Source organism: Alkalihalobacillus sp. BA299 (genome assembly GCF_017745675.1).
Classification (GTDB): domain Bacteria; phylum Bacillota; class Bacilli; order Bacillales; family Bacillaceae_F; genus Alkalihalobacterium.
This window is the reverse complement of record NZ_JAFLJM010000015.1, coordinates 85,935-106,544: the sequence shown is the minus strand read 5'-3', so window position 1 is coordinate 106,544 and position 20,610 is coordinate 85,935. Positions and strand designations below refer to the sequence as shown.

18 protein-coding genes are annotated in these 20,610 nt (G+C 36.0%); 2 read left to right on the top strand and 16 right to left on the bottom strand.

Going from position 1 to position 20,610, the window contains the following annotated elements:
* Positions 1–141 precede the first annotated feature (141 nt).
* Positions 142–246 carry a YjcZ family sporulation protein gene (locus tag J0N78_RS18615; RefSeq protein WP_307794974.1) on the bottom strand — a complete coding sequence of 35 codons (105 nt, stop codon included), beginning with the start codon at positions 244–246 and terminating at the stop codon, positions 142–144.
* A gap of 126 nt (positions 247–372) precedes the next feature.
* Positions 373–555, bottom strand: a complete 183-nt coding sequence (locus J0N78_RS18610) for a hypothetical protein (RefSeq protein WP_209124616.1) — start codon at positions 553–555, stop codon at positions 373–375.
* Positions 556–748: 193 nt separating this feature from the next.
* Here J0N78_RS18610 and yppF point away from each other — a divergent pair, with 193 nt between their 5' ends.
* Positions 749–961, top strand: a complete 213-nt coding sequence (yppF, locus tag J0N78_RS18605) for a YppF family protein (protein WP_209124615.1) — start codon at positions 749–751, stop codon at positions 959–961.
* A gap of 636 nt (positions 962–1,597) precedes the next feature.
* On the opposite strand, the gene J0N78_RS18600 is transcribed toward yppF, so the two are convergent.
* From J0N78_RS18600 to dcuS, 7 genes are all read right to left on the bottom strand, one after another.
* Positions 1,598–1,768 (bottom strand): hypothetical protein, encoded by a 171-nt coding sequence (locus J0N78_RS18600; RefSeq protein WP_209124614.1) that lies wholly within the window; start codon positions 1,766–1,768, stop codon positions 1,598–1,600.
* Entirely contained in the window at positions 1,765–2,949 is a 1,185-nt protein-coding gene (locus tag J0N78_RS18595; RefSeq protein ID WP_209124613.1) for a hypothetical protein, read from the bottom strand. The genes J0N78_RS18600 and J0N78_RS18595 overlap by 4 nt, the downstream gene beginning before the upstream one ends.
* A gap of 174 nt (positions 2,950–3,123) precedes the next feature.
* Positions 3,124–5,793, bottom strand: a complete 2,670-nt coding sequence (gene ppdK, locus J0N78_RS18590; protein ID WP_209124612.1) for a pyruvate, phosphate dikinase — start codon at positions 5,791–5,793, stop codon at positions 3,124–3,126.
* Positions 5,786–6,610 (bottom strand): pyruvate, water dikinase regulatory protein, encoded by an 825-nt coding sequence (locus J0N78_RS18585; RefSeq protein ID WP_209124611.1) that lies wholly within the window; start codon positions 6,608–6,610, stop codon positions 5,786–5,788. The genes ppdK and J0N78_RS18585 overlap by 8 nt, the downstream gene beginning before the upstream one ends.
* A 310-nt stretch (positions 6,611–6,920) precedes the next feature.
* On the bottom strand, positions 6,921–8,561 hold the full coding sequence (locus tag J0N78_RS18580) for an SLC13 family permease (RefSeq protein WP_209124610.1): 1,641 nt from the start codon (positions 8,559–8,561) through the stop codon (positions 6,921–6,923).
* A 272-nt stretch (positions 8,562–8,833) separates the two neighbouring features.
* The gene (locus J0N78_RS18575; RefSeq protein WP_209124609.1) at positions 8,834–9,544 is read right to left on the bottom strand and encodes a response regulator; all 711 of its coding nucleotides are present in this window, start codon (positions 9,542–9,544) and stop codon (positions 8,834–8,836) included.
* A gap of 3 nt (positions 9,545–9,547) precedes the next feature.
* Positions 9,548–11,152 (bottom strand): DcuS/MalK family sensor histidine kinase, encoded by a 1,605-nt coding sequence (gene dcuS / locus J0N78_RS18570; protein WP_209124608.1) that lies wholly within the window; start codon positions 11,150–11,152, stop codon positions 9,548–9,550.
* 268 nt (positions 11,153–11,420) lie between these two features.
* On the opposite strand from dcuS, the gene J0N78_RS18565 reads away from it, so the two are divergent.
* The gene (locus tag J0N78_RS18565; protein ID WP_209124606.1) at positions 11,421–11,963 is read left to right on the top strand and encodes a CBO0543 family protein; all 543 of its coding nucleotides are present in this window, start codon (positions 11,421–11,423) and stop codon (positions 11,961–11,963) included.
* A 355-nt stretch (positions 11,964–12,318) separates the two neighbouring features.
* On the opposite strand, the gene J0N78_RS18560 is transcribed toward J0N78_RS18565, so the two are convergent.
* The 7 genes from J0N78_RS18560 to J0N78_RS18530 form a co-directional block, all read right to left on the bottom strand.
* Complete coding sequence (locus J0N78_RS18560) at positions 12,319–13,305, bottom strand: electron transfer flavoprotein subunit alpha/FixB family protein (RefSeq protein ID WP_209124604.1); 987 nt, start codon at positions 13,303–13,305, stop codon at positions 12,319–12,321.
* Between the two features lie 27 nt (positions 13,306–13,332).
* Positions 13,333–14,097, bottom strand: coding sequence for an electron transfer flavoprotein subunit beta/FixA family protein (locus tag J0N78_RS18555; RefSeq protein WP_209124603.1), 765 nt, complete (start codon positions 14,095–14,097; stop codon positions 13,333–13,335).
* A 79-nt stretch (positions 14,098–14,176) separates the two neighbouring features.
* Positions 14,177–15,688, bottom strand: a complete 1,512-nt coding sequence (tcuA, locus tag J0N78_RS18550) for an FAD-dependent tricarballylate dehydrogenase TcuA (protein WP_209124601.1) — start codon at positions 15,686–15,688, stop codon at positions 14,177–14,179.
* 362 nt (positions 15,689–16,050) lie between these two features.
* Positions 16,051–17,532 carry an aldehyde dehydrogenase gene (locus J0N78_RS18545; RefSeq protein ID WP_209124599.1) on the bottom strand — a complete coding sequence of 494 codons (1,482 nt, stop codon included), beginning with the start codon at positions 17,530–17,532 and terminating at the stop codon, positions 16,051–16,053.
* Positions 17,533–17,622: 90 nt separating this feature from the next.
* Complete coding sequence (locus J0N78_RS18540; protein ID WP_209124597.1) at positions 17,623–18,423, bottom strand: HpcH/HpaI aldolase family protein; 801 nt, start codon at positions 18,421–18,423, stop codon at positions 17,623–17,625.
* Positions 18,420–19,406, bottom strand: coding sequence for a D-2-hydroxyacid dehydrogenase family protein (locus tag J0N78_RS18535; protein WP_209124596.1), 987 nt, complete (start codon positions 19,404–19,406; stop codon positions 18,420–18,422). The genes J0N78_RS18540 and J0N78_RS18535 overlap by 4 nt, the downstream gene beginning before the upstream one ends.
* Positions 19,407–19,417: 11 nt before the next feature.
* Positions 19,418–20,608, bottom strand: a complete 1,191-nt coding sequence (locus J0N78_RS18530) for an MFS transporter (RefSeq protein WP_209124594.1) — start codon at positions 20,606–20,608, stop codon at positions 19,418–19,420.
* Positions 20,609–20,610 lie beyond the last annotated feature (2 nt).

The following is a 20,610-nucleotide window of genomic DNA, read 5'->3' as shown; positions in this document are numbered from 1 at the left end:
ACTAATGTATGTTATATCAAAGCATTTGGTATAGTGAGTGTCCTATTTTTAAGATTTTTTATGAAGGCTTTTTATTCGTAATTATATAAAGAGGTGACCTACACGCTAAAGAAATAGCATTGTAAGTCACCTCTCTATAATCTAGTATTTTATAGCAGAAGCGCCTATGATAATGAGTAAGATAAACAGCACAACAATTAAGGCAAAACCTCTTCCATAACCGTAACCGTATGGGCGGTTAAAAATATATAACCCACTCCCGTAACAGTATCGTATGTTATTTGTTCATTGAAATCCGCAAACACTAATTGCACTCCTCCAATACTAGTTATTTTTTCTGCAACGAAAAATAGTCTATACTCTTCTTTTGAATTAGAACAAACCTAATATAAAAAGTAAACCACCCAATAAAACTAAAATTAACATTTTAAACCAAATAAACAATAACCAAGCTTTTATTCCAGAAAAAACACCAGGAACTTGCCACCCAATTAAATCTGATACTAAGTCAACCAACGCTTCCTTAAAAGTCTCTTTAGGATCAATTGCACTCATTAATCAAATTATCCCATACAATTATTGCTTATTTTTTAAAAGTGACTTTATTGACAAATATAGAGAATAAAATAATATGATACCTCCAAATATCCAAACCCCATTAAAGTATGAATTTTCTAAAAAAGGGGATTCGGAACTTTCTGTGTTATAATTATTTGTAAGCGCTATCATCGAAAGGGGTTATTTATTTATGACTATTGAAGAATTGACAAACAGCTTCATGCTTTATAAAAAAGAAAAGCCCTCAAATGTTAACGAGTTATTAGATTACGTTCAACTTAAATACATACAAGAAAAATTAACATTCCTTCAATATCGTAATTTATTTCATGAACTACATAATCGTGGTGCAGTTAAGCCTAATTACTATTTTATTGAGGACATTAAATCAAAAGTACTATGATTAAAACCCTCCTATATGGAAGGGTTTTTTGACAACAGAATTAACACAATTGGTTGTAATGCATTCTTAGCTAGGATACCCGCCTAGCAGAGAGTTTCTCTGTAAAGACACCAGAATCATCAAACCCTCCAGACAAAGATATTATATGAACCCTCATTAACGCTCTTAACTAACTCGAACCTAATTGGCAATGTTAGTCCAATCCAAACAGAAATAATTATAATATCCATTTTACTCATCTTTATTTTAGAGGGTAATCTTCTAGTTTAACCACCTCTTCCCCTATTTCATTAGCTATTTTACACCTACTTCATCATAAAAAGCGGTCCCTGAATGTCCAATAGTTTTCGTCAATCCAACGACTGTTAATAAATAAAGTAGCAGGTCAACAGTAAAAAAATGTTTATAAATGACAGATTCTGCATAAAATAATGCAATATGACATACATTTGAACGAATCATAAAAAAAGGTGGGATTAACATCGGATATAAGAAAAAATTAAAAGCGATGATAGATAAGAGACCACTAGAAATGATGATTGAAGAAGAACGTCAATTTAGTGCAAGAAGAAGTCAGGAGATAACTAGCCGGGTAAATCGATTGGTAACAAAATTAAAGGCTAGGAGTAATGACTCCTAGCCCACTGTTTTTACTCTGCTTTTCTTGTTGGGTGAATATATCTTACCTCTGACGCTTCTAGCCCTTTCAATCGCTGCTTCATTTCGTTTCTTACTTTCTTCACGTTCTTCCCGGATCATTTCTTCTAAACTTTTATTGAAATTCAAGGTAGCCTTTAATTTACTCATTCGTTCTCAGCTCCTTTTAAGTTGGTTTTTAGTTCATTTACTGATTGCTGTATCAAGAGGCATACCCAAAATAATCTGAATGTTGCCTCTATATTAATTCTAGTAGTTTTATTCAAATGGTGCAAGTCGTCATTTAATATATCAATCTGTTCATCGGTTAAATGCAATTGAACAGCCATAACCTTAGTTTCAGAGACAGGAATGACCTTTACAATTTCTTCGTCTCCATGAGTGGTTTCTCCTTTTCGTTTATTTGCTTTGATAATAGTGTTATTTCTTTCTGAATGTTTAATTTCTTTAGGGAGAAGATGTTTATTTGGTCCTTTACTCGTTATATACTTAAAACTTTTATCTACTTGAAATTCATATATAGAGAAATGATAATCAAATTGCAAATCATCTAAAACATCACTACTAAAATCCTTGTCAGCAAACATTTGCAGATTCTTCTGTGTATTATCAACAATCCTAGTGTAAATTTCTTTTTCCTTTTCTAAGGAACGAATCGTCTTCATTAAGTTATCAATTTCCTCTTTTACCTCTTCATTGGACGATTCATGCTTTTTAATATTGGCGTTTAATTCTTTTATCTCTATATTCAATTTAGTAATTTCTTTATCTTTTTGTCTGATCGTTTCCGTTAAATATCGAAGGAAAATTTTTTGTTCCTCTATCCTGGCATCTGTTATTTCATTGTGCTTTTGACTAATGGAAGGAGTTTTTAAATCATCTTTTATCTTTTTAAATGAAAAATGACCATCACTAATTAGAAGTGAAAACGCATCAAATTCTTCTTTGTTATACTTCTCGTATGCACCTAAGTTAAAAAAATCTTTATTGCTTGGCTGTCGCATTAAATTTATTGTAGCTTTTCTCCAGTAAAGAATAGTCGCTACAACTATTAATCCTGATATTATGACTTTACCCTCTGTTGTCATGACATTAAACGGATAAAAAGGGATCCAAAGTGTTCCCCCCGTTACAAAAGGGATAACTAACTTTACCCAAAATGCTAGAGTTCTGATGTTTTGTCCAATGTACTTGCACATGTTTTTCCATATTAATTTTTCACTTAATTCTTTATTAGTTGATGTATACCCTGCCTTTAAGTTTTTTATGTAGTCCTCAGAATGTTCTGCTAGCAGATGCAAGTAATCTTCTGGCTTTCTTTCTCCACTCATTTTAAACCTCTATTTCTGTTTTAGTATATTATACCATTTAATTCACCTATTCGCCTATACAGATTACTCGATATCAATGAATGTGTAAGATGTCCGCAGGAGGAAATCCCTTCTTCAACATGTTGATAATGAAAAGAAGCTGCCCCATTGAAGGCAACTTCTATTTGTTTATTTTTACGTTTGAAGTACATTTATAGGCTGTTTTTGTTCGTTTTCAAGCGTTGCTTGAGCAGCTGCAAGACGTGCTAGAGGTACGCGGTATGGTGAACAGCTTACATAATCCAATCCAACATTATGACAGAATTGAATAGAGTTTTTCTCTCCACCATGTTCCCCGCATATTCCTGTTTTTAAGTTTGGCTTTGTGGCTCTGCCTAGTTGAACACCTGTTTGTACCAGTTTCCCCACTCCTTGTTGGTCAAGAGAAGCGAATGGGTTTTCAGGTAAAACTTTGTTTTCAATATAAGCTTGAAGGAATTTACCTTCTGCATCATCACGACTATATCCAAATGTTGTTTGTGTTAAATCATTTGTTCCAAAGGAGAAAAAGTCTGCTTCCTCTGCAATTTCATCCGCTGTTAAGGCTGCCCGGGGAACTTCTATCATCGTTCCAATAAGATAATCCAATTTAATACCTATTTCTTCTTTTACTTGTTCACCAGCATGGATAACCAATTGCCGCATTTGTTTTAACTCATTGACATGGCCTACTAATGGGATCATGATTTCTGGTTTTACGTCAATTCCTTTAGCAGTTACTTTAGCGATTGCATAAAAGATTGCTTTTGCTTGCATAACATAAATTTCCGGATAGGACATTCCAAGTCGGCAACCACGGTGACCCAGCATTGGATTGAATTCATGTAATTGGCGTACTTTCCTTAACAACTGTTCCTTATCTAACAATTTTTTAGAATTTGGCTCTGTCAGCTGAAGCTTTGTCACCTCGACCAATAACTCATCTTTGTCTGGCAAGAACTCATGAAGAGGAGGATCTAATAAGCGGATCGTGACAGGATGTCCCTGCATCACTTCAAAAATCCCCTCAAAATCCTCTTGTTGCATTGGCAAAAGCTTACTAAGGGCGGTTTCACGATCTTCAAATGTATCCGCCAGAATCATCTCTTGAACGATTGGAATACGAGTTGCATCCATGAACATATGTTCTGTACGGCATAGGCCGATCCCGCTAGCTCCAAATTCAATTGCCTTTTTTGCATCTTCTGGATTGTCAGCATTTGCTCTTACACCAAGTTTTCTTATATCATCAGCCCAAGTAAGCAATAATTGAAACTCATCGGAAAGCTGCGGTTCAATCATCGGTGTCTCCCCTAAGAAGATTTCCCCTGTTGATCCATCAATTGTAATAATATCGCCTTCTTTTACGACTGTATCCCCAACTTTAAATTGCTTTAGTGCTATATCAATATTTAATGCTTCACACCCGCAAATACAAGCTTTTCCCATCCCTCTTGCAACAACAGCTGCGTGGCTTGTCATTCCTCCACGGCTAGTTACCGTTGCTTCGGCAGCAACAATTCCGTGAATATCATCCGGAGTCGTTTCTGGGCGTACAAGAATAACCTTTTGTTCCTCTTTCGCTATTCTTTCCGCATCGTCGGCATCAAATACGACTTTCCCTGTTGCTGCACCTGGTGAAGCCGGCAAACCTTTTGCTAATGCTGTTCGTTTAAAAGAGTCATCTATTCTACGATGGAGCAGCTGGTTCAGCTGATCCGGGTCTACACGCAAGATGGCTTCTTCCTTGCTAATAATATTATCCTTCATTAATTCAACTGCAATTCGAATAGCCGCCTGAGCCGTTCTTTTACCAGTACGCGTTTGAAGAATAAAAAGCTTTCCGCTCTCTACGGTAAACTCAATATCTTGCATATCTTGATAGTGTTGTTCTAGAAGATTGCAAGTTTCAACAAATTGTTGATAGACTTCGGGCATTTCATTTTGGAGTGTCACGATTGGCTGCGGGGTACGAATCCCAGCAACAACATCTTCTCCTTGAGCGTTGATCAAATATTCTCCATATAGTTTTGCTTCCCCTGTAGAAGGGTTTCTCGTAAAAGCAACTCCCGTTCCAGAATCGTTACCCATATTTCCAAAGACCATGCTTTGAATGTTTACTGCCGTTCCAAGATGACCAGGGATTTTTTGAAGGCGGCGGTACACCACAGCACGTTGGTTATTCCAAGAATCGAATACAGCACTGATCGATAAGTACAATTGCTCCAGTGGATTTTCAGGAAATACCCTTCTTGCATGTTTCTGAACAATTTTTTTGTAGCCTTGGATTACTTCTTGCCAATCTTCAGCAGACATTTCAGGATCAGAACGATACCCTTTTTCATCTCTAACTTCTTCTAAGAGCTGTTCAAAGTAAAAACTATCGACCTTAAGAACAACATCACTGAACATTTGAATAAACCGGCGGTAAGAGTCATAGGCAAAACGTGCATTATTTGTAAGCTCTGCCATCCCCACCACCGTCTCATCATTCATGCCAAGATTTAATATAGTATCCATCATTCCCGGCATCGAATGCACAGCACCAGAACGAACAGAAACAAGTAACGGATTTGACGAGTCTCCAAGTCTTTTCCCTGTTTTTTGTTCCAAGTTCTTAAGAGCTTTCAATACTTGAGTCTCGATTTCAGCTGGAATGGCTTTTCCCGTATCATAATAAGCATTGCATGCCTCCGTTGAAATCGTGAACCCATATGGAACTGGCAACCCAATTCTAGTCATTTCTGCAAGGTTCGCCCCCTTGCCTCCTAAAAGTTCCTTTTGATTGCCATTCCCCTCATCAAACATATAAACAAATTTATTCATGAACAGATGCTCCTTTCATTTTTAACATCGCTAATATCAAATCCGCGGTTTCTTCTACAGCTTTATTTGAGACATTAATGACTGGACAGCCTATACGTTTCATAATGTTTTCAGCATAGTCCAATTCTAGGAGGATTCGCTCTAAATCTGCATATTTTGCAAGCGTGTTTAAGCCTAAATTTTTTAATCGTTCTTTACGAATTTCATTGAGTTTATCTGGTGCTATCACCAAACCAACACATTTATTTTTCTGAATTTCAAACAGTCCATCAGGAGGGGGGACTTCTGGCACCAAAGGCACATTTGCCACTTTATAGCCCTTATGAGCCAAATACATGGAAAGCGGTGTCTTTGATGTTCTGGATACTCCAATTAATACAATATCAGCACGGTTTATCCCTCGCATTTCTTGACCATCATCATATTTAACAGCGAATTCAATGGCTTCCACTCTTCTGAAGTAGTTATCATCCAATTTTCTCATTAGCCTTGGTTCTCGTTTAGGTTCTTTATTAAATGTACGGGCAAAGGCTTCCATAAGTGGATTCATTAAATCAATGGCAATAATTCCTTCCTCTTTTGTCCTCTTGTCAAGATATTCCTTTAAAGATGGAATGACTATCGTATAGGCAATGATCGAATGACTGTACTTAGCGGCTGTAATCGTATTATTAAGAGCGGTAATATTATCGACATTAGATATACGCTGGATCTCAACTTCTCCTCCATTAAATTGAGAGGCAACTGCTTTTACCATCAACTCCGCTGTTTCTCCAACGGAGTCAGAAATTACATAGACAATTGGCTTCTTATTCACATGTCCTCTCCTATTCTTTTCTATTTTAGTATCCATTAGCAAACTAGTTTCGTTACTTAAATATCTTTTGATAATTTACTAGATTAGCCTTTAATTAGAATAAACAATTAACTTAAATGTGTTATACAATTATAGTTATAATCAATATATGTGTTACACTTTATTTCAATAAGTATATTATCATTAATTGTAAATTGTTACAATACTTTTTCTGTTATTATAGTAAATGTAAAAAAGGAAGAGATTTGTACACCTATGTGTGCTAATCTCTTCCTTTCCTAATCGTTTAACGGATAACCGTTACTATTTCTTATTTGAATTCCGTTGGGAAGTTAGTAAGGTCAATGCCCATAATGACAGGTAAAATAAAGTATACAGCAAGAACAATCAAGATTGTCGCAAATATATTAAGCCAGAATCCGCTTTTTACCATTTCAGAAATTGTAATTCTTTCTGTGGCATATATGATAGCATTTGGTGGTGTTCCAACTGGTAACATAAACGCACAGTTTGCTGCCATTGCTGCTGGAACCATAAGTGCAAATGGATGTACATTAATAGCAAGAGCAAGACCAGCTAATATTGGTAAGATCATTGTAGCAGTCGCAGTATTTGACGTAATTTCAGTTAAGAATAATACAAAAGCAGTTATTATAATAATCATTAAAATAAAGTTAAGACCATCTATTATAGTTAACTGTTGCCCAATCCAGGCATCCAAACCAGTTTCTTTAAATCCCGTTGCAATGGCTAAACCTCCACCGAATAGTAACAAAACACCCCACGGAAGCTTTGCTGATACGTCCCATTCTAATAATTTACCACTTGTATTCTTTGACGGAATTAAAAATAATAGAATACCAGCACATACAGCAATCATTGCATCACTAATACCTGGAATGACACCGTCCCATAAAAAGGACCTTGAAATCCACATAAATGCTGCAAATACAAACACAGCTAGTACCGCTTTTTCCTCAAAGCTCATTTTCCCTAAGTTTACTCGTTCTTGATTAATTATTTCTTTCCCGCCAGGAAGTTCTTTCATCTTAACAGGGAAAGCAATATTTACAAGAAAATACCAAGAAGCGAATAGTAAGATAACGACAATAGGTGCTGCAAAGAACAACCATGTTGCAAAAGAGATATCTACACCATATAGCGCTTGTACTGTCCCTGCTAATATGATATTTGGAGGTGTTCCGATTAAAGTTCCAAATCCACCAATGGTACCAGAAAACCCAATCCCGAAAATGACAGCCTTTTCAAAGGTTTTGATTGAACCTTCTCCTAATGAATTCCTTGAATTCTGTACCGCTTGATACGTAATCGCTGTTCCGATTGGAATCATCATCATAACTGCTGCGGTATTGGAAACCCACATTGATAAAAAACCTGTTGCCAACATGAAACCTAGAATAATTCGTTTAGGACTTATCCCGATGATTGATACGATAATAACTGCAATACGTTTGTGTAAATTCCATTTTTCCATCGCTAGAGCAATTAAAAACCCACCTAAAAACAGAAAGATAATCGGGTTCCCATATGATGATGCAACATCTCCCCCGCCAACTGCCTCGGTAATTGGTAATAAAATGAGAGGTAACAGCGACGTTGCCGGAATAGGAATCGCTTCTGTAATCCACCATACTGCAACCCATAATGTAGTTGCTAATACTGCTTTTGCACTATCATTCAACCCCTCTGGTGCAAAAAACAACATTGTTAATGCAAATAGCAAGGGTCCTAAAATTAGACCTATGAGTTGAGAGGTCTGATAGCTTGGTTGTTTCCCATCACCTGTTCCTGTTTTATTAGTAATATCCTTATTACTTACTGCTGATTTCTGTTCTAACTTTCTTGCAGTTGAAAAAGTTAAGAGCTGCTTTACTTTATAATGTGCATCCCAACTCATGTTCCAAGCTTTTTTCATGATTGACTTTTCCATTTATGTTCACCCTTTCAAATCATATGTTTTAACGAGCATTAACTATTTAACTAAAGTGAGAGACATCTCGCATACTGTTTTGACACCGTTTTCATTAATTGATAAATTTCATTAAAATTTAAACTAATAGATGAATTACAACAATGGTGTGAATTTTTTAGTAGATTTTGTGACGTCTTGTTGTCTATTCTAAATTATTTGAAAATAGAGTATAAGCTTATTTAATTTAATAAATCATTTTGTAAATAAAAAAAGTAAGCATGCTAGCACGCTTACAAATAGTGTTTTATTAAACTGCTTTTTGATGGATTATATGTATACTGGTTGAGTGGTCTACCGACAGATCCGTAAACAATCTCTTCGTTAATAACACCAATTTCATGTAAAAAGGCTAAGTATTTCCTAATTGATACTCTAGATATTCCAACACGAGTACCAAGTTCTTCTGTAGTAAACGATTGGTCTTTCATTTCCAAAATCATATTCCAAATAGTATTCAACGTATTTCTTGTAAGTCCTTTTGGTAACTGCTTTTGTGGTGTTGCATCGTTTTGCTTATGAAATATAAAACGATCCAACTCTACTTGATTAAAAGTTTCATGATCCTCCATCTGTATTTTTTCGTTTCGATATCTATTTAATGCCTCTTGAAAACGTTCGAAATTAAAAGGCTTTATTAAGTAATCAACAGCCCCATTTCTTAAAGCCTTTTCTATACTTAGTTTATCGTTAGCTGCAGAAATAATAATCACATCAATCGCTTTTTCGAGCTTTCTTATTTCTGTTAGAAACTCTAACCCATTCATTCCAGGCATATAAATATCAAGCAAAATAAGGTCATATTTTTTTTGATCGATTAGCTCGAGGGCTTCTTTAGAAGTTGAAGCGACTGAAACTAGAGAAAAACCTTCCATTTGTTCAAGATACAACTTGTTAAATTCAGCTACCATCGGATCGTCTTCAACGATTAGTACATTAATCATCTTTTATTCATCCTTGCTCTTATAGGGTATTGTAATATGAAAAGTTGTTCCAACATTCTCTTCAGAGCTAATATTTAACTGTCCGTTTAAGTTTTCTAGACTATGCTGGAGTATATATAAACCGTAGCCTCTATCTTCTTCTTTGGTTGAAAATCCCTGCTCGAAGATTTTCTTCTTTAATGTTTCACTCATACCAGACCCTGTATCACTTACGTTAATCGTTAATAACTCTTGTTTTTCATGATAAGCTAACAGGACATGTATAGATTTTTTATTACTTCCTTCTAAAGCATCAATCGAATTGTCAATTAAATTGCCGAGAATTTTTACAATTTCATGTGTTAAGTCTTGATTTTTTGGTTCAGGGATCATGGAATCTTCGGATAAGGTTAGTTCTATTCCCTGTTCCCTGGCATAACTCATTTTCGCAAGTATAAAACCTGCCAATACCGGATCCTTTATTCTCCTTAAGATAAAACCGATCTCCTCTTGATAATGGTTTGTAATTTGATTGATGTAAGGACTTATTCTATCGTAAAACTTCATATGAACCATTCCAAGAATGACTTGCAGTTTATTCATGAATTCGTGTGTTTGGGCACGAAGAGCACTAGCGTACATACGTGCACCTGTTAGTTGCTCAGCTAAAACTTTCACTTCGGTTTTATCACGAAACGTTGCAATCGCCCCAACAATTTCCCCGTTAACATATAACGGTACACAGTTTACTAATAAGTGTAATCCATTCATTTCAGTTTCCCTGTTAAACATCGATTTCCCTGTTGACACAACCTTACTTAGCTGTATGCTTTCTATATAGTTGTCCACCTTTTGACCAACAGGGTCCCCCCTTAAATTGGCTTGATGAAACAACTTTCGTGCTTTGCCATTGGCTAATGTAATAGATCCATTTTGATCAACAGCAACTACCCCTTCAAACATGGACTGAAGCATAGCATTTCTCTCTTCTAATACTCTTGCAATCGCTTGGGGCTCTAAACCAAATAATATTTTTTTAATCCGTACGGCTAATAAAATAGCCCCAACTATTCCAATTAATGTACCAAAGATACCCCCAATGTATATGATGTTTCTACTTTTAGCAACTGTATCCTTTACATTTTCTAGTGATATGCCTACTGATACTGCACCTAATTGTACCCCCGTAGGAGAATATATCGGTGTAAAAGCTCTGAGTGATAAGCCTAACGTACCTCGAGCTATAGAAATATGCTCTTCTCCTCTTAGCACATTCCTTTCATCGCCCCCGACAAAATGCTGTCCGATTTTACTTGGGTCGGGGTGTGATTTTCGAATTCCATTCATATCAAACACAACAATAAAATTCACATTTGTTGTTTGTCGGATTTCTTCTACATATTCTTGGATTTCTTGTTCTGGTCTTACACCGCTCATCCCTTCAATTACCGTTGGTGTTTTTGCAACAGTACGCGCAATGATCATTGCTTTTTCTTCTAAATTGTTTTGTGCATCATTTGTAACCGTAGCACCGATCAATATATGGGTAACAAACATAGCCAAAATTACGACACTACAAACAAGCAAAATAATCGTTGTCTGTAACTTAAATATAGGTCTACCCTTCATAAAAATACATCCTCTAAATTTCATAAATTCCAAAGAAATGGTTAGATTTTACCAATAATAGTGAAAAGCCTAATAAAAAAAACACCTATTAGTTTCTGATCAAATTAACTTCTTATAAAACGCCTTTTACTATTATTACGTAACAAAAAGCGATTGACAAGATACATGAAAGTTAGTTAAGGCAACAGGATGTAGTGGAATAATTATTACCTAAATAAGAAAATATAAAATTAAAAGATAAGTTTGATTAACAAGAAAGGGATAGCAAATGGGGAATAACATACATCCTTCCCACGAGGAAATAGACAAAGTGCAAAAAAAATTTACTGAACTGCTCCAGGAGCATTGGATAAAGCATGATCTATTTGGCTGGGATTGGTGGTTGCTCTTAGCACTCACGATTATACCATGGTTTATTTGGTGGAAAGTATTCGATCGATCCCGCAGTACAGCAATTGTTTTATATGGACTATTGATTACTTTACTTGCCACTTTCCTAGATATTATAGGCTGGAATTTTCATTTATGGTCATACCCTCATACCTTAATACCTATTTATCCTCCTATGTTTCCAGCTGATTTAACAATTTTCCCTGTAATATATATGGTGGTTTATCAATATTTTAAGAGTTGGAAATCTTTCTTTTGGGCTATGGTTGTCGCATCTCTTATTTTTTCCTTTATCGGTGAACCACTAATGATTTGGCTCGAATTTTATGAAATGAATTATTGGAAACATATATACTCATTTCCAATTTACATTGCACTTGCATTAGGAATAAAATGGTTAGTCGATAAAATTACGCTTTAATAAAAATACATCTATAGCTAAACCACCCTAAATTACAGTTGAACTATCACTTTAATCCATCTTTAAAGTAAGGATATTTTCGTGGGTTTCTTTCTCAATACTATATTTTTCAATTATTCATGTTGATGAGGAAGCAGAGTATAAAAGGAGCCGCCATATTATTTTAAGACGGCTACAATAATTTTTTAATAGGGTGAAAGGCTAATTTATGACTCTATAGCCCACAGTAAAATTAATTATTAAAGTACCTTTATCAACGAGTTTTTCATTAATACCCCATGGATAGCTAGAAGAGCCAATAAAATTAATTATACATTAAAGTGGTATTTTGGAAGTTTAAATGGTGACAAGAAAATCAAACCGTTACTTCTTCAATTAGCTTTTTAAACTCTTCTGTAAGTAAAGGAACCACTTCAAATAAGTCTCCAACAATTCCATAATCCGCTACTTTAAAAATTGGAGCTTCTGGATCTTTATTAATTGCTAGGATAACTTTTGAATTTGACATACCTGCTAAATGTTGAATGGCTCCAGAAATTCCACAAGCAATATACAAATCAGGAGTAACTACCTTACCTGTTTGACCAATTTGCATTGAATAATCACAGTAATCTTGGTCACATGCTCCCCTTGATGCACCAATTGCACCACCAAGGACGCTTGCTAATTCTTTTAACGGTTCAAATCCTTTTGCACTCTTAACACCTCGACCACCAGAAACAACAACTTTTGCTTCTGTTAAATCTACTCCACCAGTAGCACTTGTTAAAACTTCTCTAACAATTGTTCGTAGTGGCTTAATAGAAACGTGAAGATTTATTATATTAGCATTTTTCGATTTTTCAGGCTTTATTATTGTAATGTTGTTAGGTCGAATAGTTGCATAAATGGTATCTTTGATTACACGTTTTTTTGCAAATGCCTTTCCAGAATAGATAGGGCGAGTAAACACCAACTCATCGCCATTAAGATCAATTTTAGTAATATCAGAAATCATTCCAAGATTAAGTTTAGCTGCAACACGTGGTGAAAAGTCCCTTCCAATTGCAGTATGACCGCATAATATAACATCTGGTTTTAGTTCTTCAACCACTTGAACAAATGCTTGTGAATAGGCTTCACTAGTATATTGATTTAATTGCTCGTCTTTGACAGAATAAATCTGGTTGGCACCATATTCTGCGAGGATTTTTGGTACATCCTTCTCAAAATCTGTCCCTAATAGGACTGCCTGAATTGTGCCGCCATCAGCCACTTGTTGTGCTGCCGAAAGCGCCTCTAACGTAACATTACGTAGTTTTTGACCTTTCGTTTCCACAAAAACTAATATGTTTCTCGACATTAGGCTTCTCCTCCTTCATTCAAACAACTAAACTACCTTTTCTTTAATTTTAAGCAACTGTACAACTTCTTTAACTTGATTTGTAATCTCACCTTCTAAGATCTTACCTCCCTCTTTTTTTGGAGGAAGGAATTGTTCTACCAATTCAGTTTTACTGGCTAATCCTTCTGGTAATTGGATATCATCTTCCTCTATTTCTACATATGGTTTTCTCTTTGCTTTCATAATAGAGGTTAATGCTGGGTAACGGGGTTCGTTCAAACCTTGTTGTGCAGTGATCAATACTGGCAGCTCTACTTCAATTTTCTCCGTATTTCCTTCAACATCTCTATCTACTATAGCTTTATTATCTTCTATCTTTAAATTAACTACTGTAGAAAGGTGTGGAATATCTAATTCTTCCGCTACACGAGGGCCAACCTGAGCTGAACCATCGTCTACTGCCATATATCCGCCTAGAATAATATCAAATTCCTGGTCTTTAATAACAGCAGCCAGAACCTTTGCAATTTTCAACTCATCACCAAACAGTTCTTCATCATTAATATGAATGGCCTTATCTACTCCCATTGCTAGGGATGTGCGTAGAGCTTCCTGGACACGATCAGGTCCTAATGAAATTGCAGTGACTTCTCCGCCATGTTCTTCCTTTAATGTAACTGCTTCCTCAACAGCATATTCATCATACGGATTAATAATAAACTTTACGCCCTCTTCACTGATTTCTCCATTTTCAATTAAAATTGATTCTTCAGTATCGAACGTTTGTTTTAGTAAAACAAGGATCTTCACTTCGTTTCCTCCTTTATAGATAAGACTTAATTTTATAAGACTGAGTTATACTTTATCCTAATTTATGAAGAGGGAAAACCTACGCGTGATTAAGTTCTTTTAAAGCAAATGTAGCAGCTTGTTCTCCTGCAATTTTGCCAAATACTGCTCCACCCATTAAACCAGTTCCACCTGGATAGTTGAAGTAGAATAATCCACCAACTAATTCTCCTGCCGCATATAGTCCTGGAATTGAAGTTTCAGATGTATCTTGAACCTCCGTTTGTGGATTAATACGCAATCCACCGAAAGTAAATGTGATACCACAAGTAACCGCATAGGCTTCAAATGGTCCCTCTTCGATTGTATTAGCCCAGTTTGATTTTGGAATATTCAATCCATTAGTACATCGTCCATCTTTAATGTTTGGATTGAACTCGACATCTTTTTTAATTGAGTCGTTATATTCCTTAATATTTTTTAAAGCAGCTTCTGTATTCACACCATCCAATTTTTGAACTAACTCTTCTAATGTTTTTGCCTTAACCTTTGTTACTTGTTTAATGTGATACTCATCTCTTAATAGGTGAGTAACTTTTTGGTCAAATATTTGCCATGCAAACTGACCTGGCTGTTGTAATATTACTCGGCCATATTTTGCATACGTATAGTTACGGAAGTCGGCTCCTTCATCAACAAAACGTTCACCATTTGCATTAATCATGATGCCAAATGGGTAACTATGCTTTTGAAATCCATCCCCTACACTTAAATCCCCAAATTCTGGTGCGTTACGATCCCAACCAACTGCATGGGAACCAGACCAATGTCCATAGGGCATAGCACCAATATCTAATGCCATTTTAATACCATCACCAGTATTGTATTTTGTACCACGGACTTTAGCTAATTCCCAATCTGGACCTAGGTATCGGGTACGCATTTCGGAGTTCGCTTGGAAACCACCAGCAGCTAAAATAACAGATTTTGCGTTGATTTCAGTTGATTTACCTTTTATTTTGGCTCGTACACCATGTACACCGTTATCATCATGAAGGAGTTCAATTGCTTGAGCATTATATAAAACTTCAATACCCTCACGTTCAGCAGTTTCGTGAAGTGAATCTACTAAACCTGGACCACCACCAACTGCTTCAACAGTTAATCCCCCCCAGAACTTAAACTTTCCATCTACTTTAAAAGCTTGTCGTCCATATATTGGTGCAAAGCGTATTTTCTTAGACCGCATCCAAATCATTGTATTTAAACTTTCACTAACAAGGATATCCGCTAACTCAGGATTTGTACGATACTGTGTAACACGACACATGTCATCAAAGAATTGTTCTTCTGTATAAGTACCAAAGTCTGTATTTGCAATTTCTTCATCCGTTAAATCCGTTACAACTTTCTTTAAATCTTCGATACCGTTATATGCAAAACGAATTGCACCAGCAGTAAATGTACTGTTACCTCCTCGTTCTTTTTTAGGGGATCTTTCTAGTACCGTTACTTTCACTCCTTTTTCCCGTGCCGACAAAGCAGCACACATTGCAGCATTACCTGCACCTACTATTAATACATCCGTTTCTAATCCTTGATTAATATTCATAAAATCCTCCTATTTATTTTTAGAATTATAAGAATATTATAAAATGTGAATTGTAATAAATAAAATACGGTTATTTTATTAAAAGGATAAAAAAATTTTATATGTCGATTCGGGACGCTTTTCCACTAGAAGTAAGGATTTTATTTTTTGGAGTATCCAGTTTTTCAAACCCATTTGTTAGTTTTCTTGAGGAATCAGCTAAAATATTTAATAAGTCGCCCAAGACGATCTAGGTATTTAGGTATTAATAATGTTAAAGGTTTATGCCCGGTCTACTAATATATCAATTTTTTCAATAAAACTAGCCATTCCAGTAATTTGTAGGAATGGCTGTTTAATTCGAACTATGATTTATTAGATATTTATTTGGTTTGCATGGAGAAAGGGTCTCTATCATCTTCTGCATAATTGATCATTACATTTTTAATCCTTGTATAATCATGGATTGCCTGTATACAACGCTCTCTTCCATACCCGCTCATTTTCACTCCGCCAAAAGGTGCGGAAGGGGCTGCGGTTCGATAAGTATTAATCCAAACTGTCCCAGCTTGAATTTCCCGTGAAAGACGATGAACCTTTCTCATATCTGTTGTCCATACACCGGAAGCTAAGCCAAATTTGCTTTCATTGGCCAGCTGTAAAACCTCATCTTCGTCCTTAAAGGGAATAACACTTAGAACTGGACCAAATATTTCCTCTTGAGCAATAGACATAGAGTTTTCTACATTGGCGAAGATGGTTGGCGGAACAAAATACCCTTTTTCTAAGCCTTCCCCATTAACTTCGTTTCCACCGAGAACAAGATCTGCACCACTCTCCTTTCCAGCCTCGATCATAGAAAGAATCCTACTATATTGAGCTTCATTTGCGGCAGGTCCCATTTCGGTAGTAGGATCCAAAGGATTTCCTAATTTGATCGTTTTTGCTTTTTCTACTAGTTTTGTTAAAACCTGATTATAGATGGGCCTGTGAACTAATAATCTTGAACCCGCAATACAAGTTTGTCCCGAAGCAGCAAATATTCCTGCAACAGCACCCGTTACTGCTCGATCAATTTCAGCATCTTCGAAGATAATATTCGGTGATTTACCACCAAGTTCAAGGGTAACCGGAACTAAATTTTCGCTAGCATTTCTCGAAATTCTCTTTCCGGTTTCAGTGCCACCTGTAAAACTTATTTTGTTGATATTAGGATGTTTTGTAAGATAGTCTCCTACCCTGCCATCACCAGTAATGATATTTACCACTCCAGGTGGGAAGCCAGCCTTCTCGACCAATTTGCCAAGCTCTAAAGTTGTAACACTAGCATGCTCAGAAGGTTTAATGACAACTGTATTTCCAGCTGCTAGTGCTGGTGCTAGTTTATTAGTTAAAAGAGAAATTGGTGAATTCCAGGAAGTAATTAATACGGCTACTCCAAGCGGTTCTCGGCGGGTATAATCAAATAAATCTTGGTTTTCAAGGGGGATAACCTCACCATATATCTTATCGGTGAGGCCGGCAAAAAAACGATAACCTTTAGCAGAAAAATGCATTTGATTTTTTGTTTCACGAATTAATTTTCCATTGTCTGTCGTTTCAAGAATTGACATTCTTTCAGCCTCTTGATCTAATAGGTCAGCCAGCTTTACCATCATATTTGCCCGTTCCGCTCCGCTGATCTTTTTCCATATCGTTTCAAAGGCTGTTCTTGCTGCTGAAATTGAATCATCTATATCCTTATTAGATGCTTGTGGAATCGTTGCCCATACTTCTTGATTATAAGGGTTAACCGTTTCCAATCTTTCATTTGTTGAACTATCCACCCATTCTCCATCAATAAACATTTTATACTTATTCGACATTGTGACAGCCCCTTTAAAAATTATCGATTTGTTTTTTTTATGACATCCACCTTTTTCAATTTAGGCAGACGGGTTACGATCCTATGAAGATTAATTTTGGTTAGCTTGCTTTGCTACTTTAACAACATTTTCAAACGATTTCCTGATTAATGTTAGATCATGACCAAAGGAAATTACATTTGCCCCTTTTTCAATCCATTCATGAACCATTTCATTAAAGTCTTCGGCTGTTGGATCAAGTTGTGGTGAAATAGAAATCCCTTTTGACTTAGCTATTTTAAATATCTTTTCCTCCGCTTCTAGCACTGACGGATGATTTTTTTGTCCAGGAACCCCTAACGCATTAGAAAGATCACCACGTCCACTTAGCACGAAATCAATTCCTGGAACACTTAGAATACTTTCTAAATTTTCCATTGCTTGAATGCTTTCAATTTGAATCCCAACCATCACTTCCTCATTTGTCCATTGCTTAAAGGCAGCACCATCAATTATGCCGTAACCTGATTTTCTTGGACATGAAAACATGCCGCGATCGCCAACTGGGGAAAATTTAGCTGCAGCAACGACTGCCTTTGTCTCTTCTGTAGTCGATATATCTGGAACAATAATTCCCATGACACCCATCTCTAAAACACTAGCAATTTTTTGCTGGTCATTTTCTAAGCGTATGAATGGTGCTATGCCCCGGCACTCTGCTGCTCTGACCATATTCTCAATTTGAAATAAATCTAGTGGGGAGTGTGCCCAGTCAAAACGTACCCAGTCAAAACCAGCTAAACCAGCAAGTTCTACAATTACCGGAGATGGTGCAGCCAAATAAATCCCAAAGGAGGTTTTTCCTTGACGAATTGCCGTTTTTATCGGATTATTTTTCAGTTCAAATGTCACCTTTTTTCCTCCAATTCTTGTTTGATATATTGCTGATTAGCAATATTTATTGGTTTGTTATATATATAAAAGCTTTCTATGTTTTCGACAGTTCTTTTTATAAAATTGTCAAATGTCTCATCTGTCTTCCAGCCAATATGAGGTGATAAAACTACATTATCTAATTTAAGGAGAGGGTGGTTGGGTTCTAACGGTTCTTTAGTAAAAACGTCAAGCCCAGCTCCACGAATTGATCGCTTTTGTAAAGCCTCAACCAACGCGTCCTCGTTTATTATCTGTCCTCTCGATGTATTAATAAAATAGGCATCCTCTCGCATCAGTTCAAAATGTTTGGCGTTTAGTAATTGTTTAGTGTTTTCATTTAATCGTAAATGTACGGTTACAAAATGACTTTCTTGTAGTAATTGCTCGAGACTAACATATTCAACACCTACTGATGCAGCACGTTCTTGAGTCAATGTTGGGCCCCAGGCGATAACACGCATACCAAAAGCTTTTGCTATATTAGCAACCGAAGAACCGATTTTTCCGAGTCCAATTATCCCGATTGTTTTTTTTGATAAATTACAGCCGACTGTTAACGGCCAGACTCCTTCCTTCATCTGTGTTGTTAAGTTAAATAAATTTCTACTTAAGGCCAAGATAAACGTAAATGTAAGTTCAGTCATTGCAGCGATTGATCCACCTGGTGTAGTTGATACCGGAATTCCTCGTTTATTTATTTCGTATAAATCAAGATGTGCTAAACCAGTTCCTGTTTGTGCGATTAATTTAATATTATTCATAGCATCTAGTATTTCTTTAGTGATTTTCGTTCGCTCTCGGAAAAGGACTATAATATCAACATATTGAAGCCTTTCTTTCAATGTTCCTACGGTAGGTTGATCATGATAAATCAAAACATCTGCAAATTTCCTTAACTTATCTAGGTCTCCAACACTATCAGTTATATTTTCCCAGTCATCTAAAATCACTATTTTCACATCAGCCCACCTCATTTACTTTTAATACTGCAATTTACACGATATTCATTTTGTACCTCATCTTCTTTCTCTTGGATGCCTTTTGCTAATATTGCTCCTCCCCCTAAAGCAATAGCTTTTATTATAAAAATGAAGCCTAAACCGATAAAATTACTTAACCCGGCAAATAACAAAGGTATGATCACCTGAGAAAGTCTGTTACCTGCTAATCTTAAACCGAGTACTTCGCCAGTGTGGCCTTTCGGTGCTAGATTATAGGATATGATCGTTGTTAATGGCTGAGTAATCCCTAATCCGAATCCAAGAATGACAGTAAGGAGTGCAATAATTACAAAATGTTCAAAAAAAGCAATACTAGCATAGGCGATCGCGCCAAAAAACATAAAAACATATAATACTTTTACCCTTCCAAACTTCGAAACTAGAAAAGGCATGAAAAGTCTTGTTATAATACTTGCAAATGCTTGAATCGTTAAAATCCAACCAATTTGTAATGGACTTAACCCAATGGAAGTAGCGAATAATGGATAATACACATAAAAAATATCTAAACCAGCTAAAATAATCATACTTACGATAATCGACCGTTTTAAGCCTGGAATAATGAGCAAATCTAATACATTATTAAAACCTTTCGCAGCAGGCTCCTTTTCTCCTTCTGATCTAGAAGAAATAATAAATAGGCTCAAAATCAATGGTACAATCGAAAAAAAAGATATAAGTAAATATGAAATGGAAAAACTATTATGTTCAACGGAGTAGCCGCCTATTAAAGGCCCAAGCATCATCGCAAAAGATACACATAGACTAAAAGTTCCTATGGCTTTGTCCCGCTTTTCTATTGGTACGGAACGACCTACCCCGTTTTGAAGTGCTACTAGGGCCAGCAGCTGTGAACCGCCTAATATTAATTGTGAGATATATAACATAAACAAGTATGGAAAAAAGTAAGGTAAAACTACGGCTATAGTCATTCCGATCGAACCTACCATCAACGGAAGTTTTTCACCTATTCGATCGACAAACCGTCCCGCCCTAATAGCAATAAATAATGGAGTAATCGAGTAACAAGCAACGATAAAGCCAATTTCGACCATAGAAGCCTTCAAATCATTTGCAAATAAAGAAGTCATTGGTCGTACTGCTGAAACAGGAATCAAAAGGAAAATCGCTGAAATACAATATATTACAATGTTCTTCATCT

Bases quoted from the DNA above. Each gene is read 5' to 3' on its own strand.
- J0N78_RS18610 (WP_209124616.1), bottom strand. From the start codon at position 555: ATGAGTGCAATTGATCCTAAAGAGACTTTTAAGGAAGCGTTGGTTGAC.
- yppF (WP_209124615.1), top strand. From the start codon at position 749: ATGACTATTGAAGAATTGACAAACAGCTTCATGCTTTATAAAAAAGAA.
- J0N78_RS18600 (WP_209124614.1), bottom strand. From the start codon at position 1,768: ATGAGTAAATTAAAGGCTACCTTGAATTTCAATAAAAGTTTAGAAGAA.
- J0N78_RS18595 (WP_209124613.1), bottom strand. From the start codon at position 2,949: ATGAGTGGAGAAAGAAAGCCAGAAGATTACTTGCATCTGCTAGCAGAA.
- ppdK (WP_209124612.1), bottom strand. From the start codon at position 5,793: ATGAATAAATTTGTTTATATGTTTGATGAGGGGAATGGCAATCAAAAG.
- J0N78_RS18580 (WP_209124610.1), bottom strand. From the start codon at position 8,561: ATGGAAAAGTCAATCATGAAAAAAGCTTGGAACATGAGTTGGGATGCA.
- J0N78_RS18575 (WP_209124609.1), bottom strand. From the start codon at position 9,544: ATGATTAATGTACTAATCGTTGAAGACGATCCGATGGTAGCTGAATTT.
- dcuS (WP_209124608.1), bottom strand. From the start codon at position 11,152: ATGAAGGGTAGACCTATATTTAAGTTACAGACAACGATTATTTTGCTT.
- J0N78_RS18565 (WP_209124606.1), top strand. From the start codon at position 11,421: ATGGGGAATAACATACATCCTTCCCACGAGGAAATAGACAAAGTGCAA.
- J0N78_RS18560 (WP_209124604.1), bottom strand. From the start codon at position 13,305: ATGTCGAGAAACATATTAGTTTTTGTGGAAACGAAAGGTCAAAAACTA.
- tcuA (WP_209124601.1), bottom strand. From the start codon at position 15,688: ATGAATATTAATCAAGGATTAGAAACGGATGTATTAATAGTAGGTGCA.
- J0N78_RS18545 (WP_209124599.1), bottom strand. From the start codon at position 17,532: ATGTCGAATAAGTATAAAATGTTTATTGATGGAGAATGGGTGGATAGT.
- J0N78_RS18530 (WP_209124594.1), bottom strand. From the start codon at position 20,608: ATGAAGAACATTGTAATATATTGTATTTCAGCGATTTTCCTTTTGATT.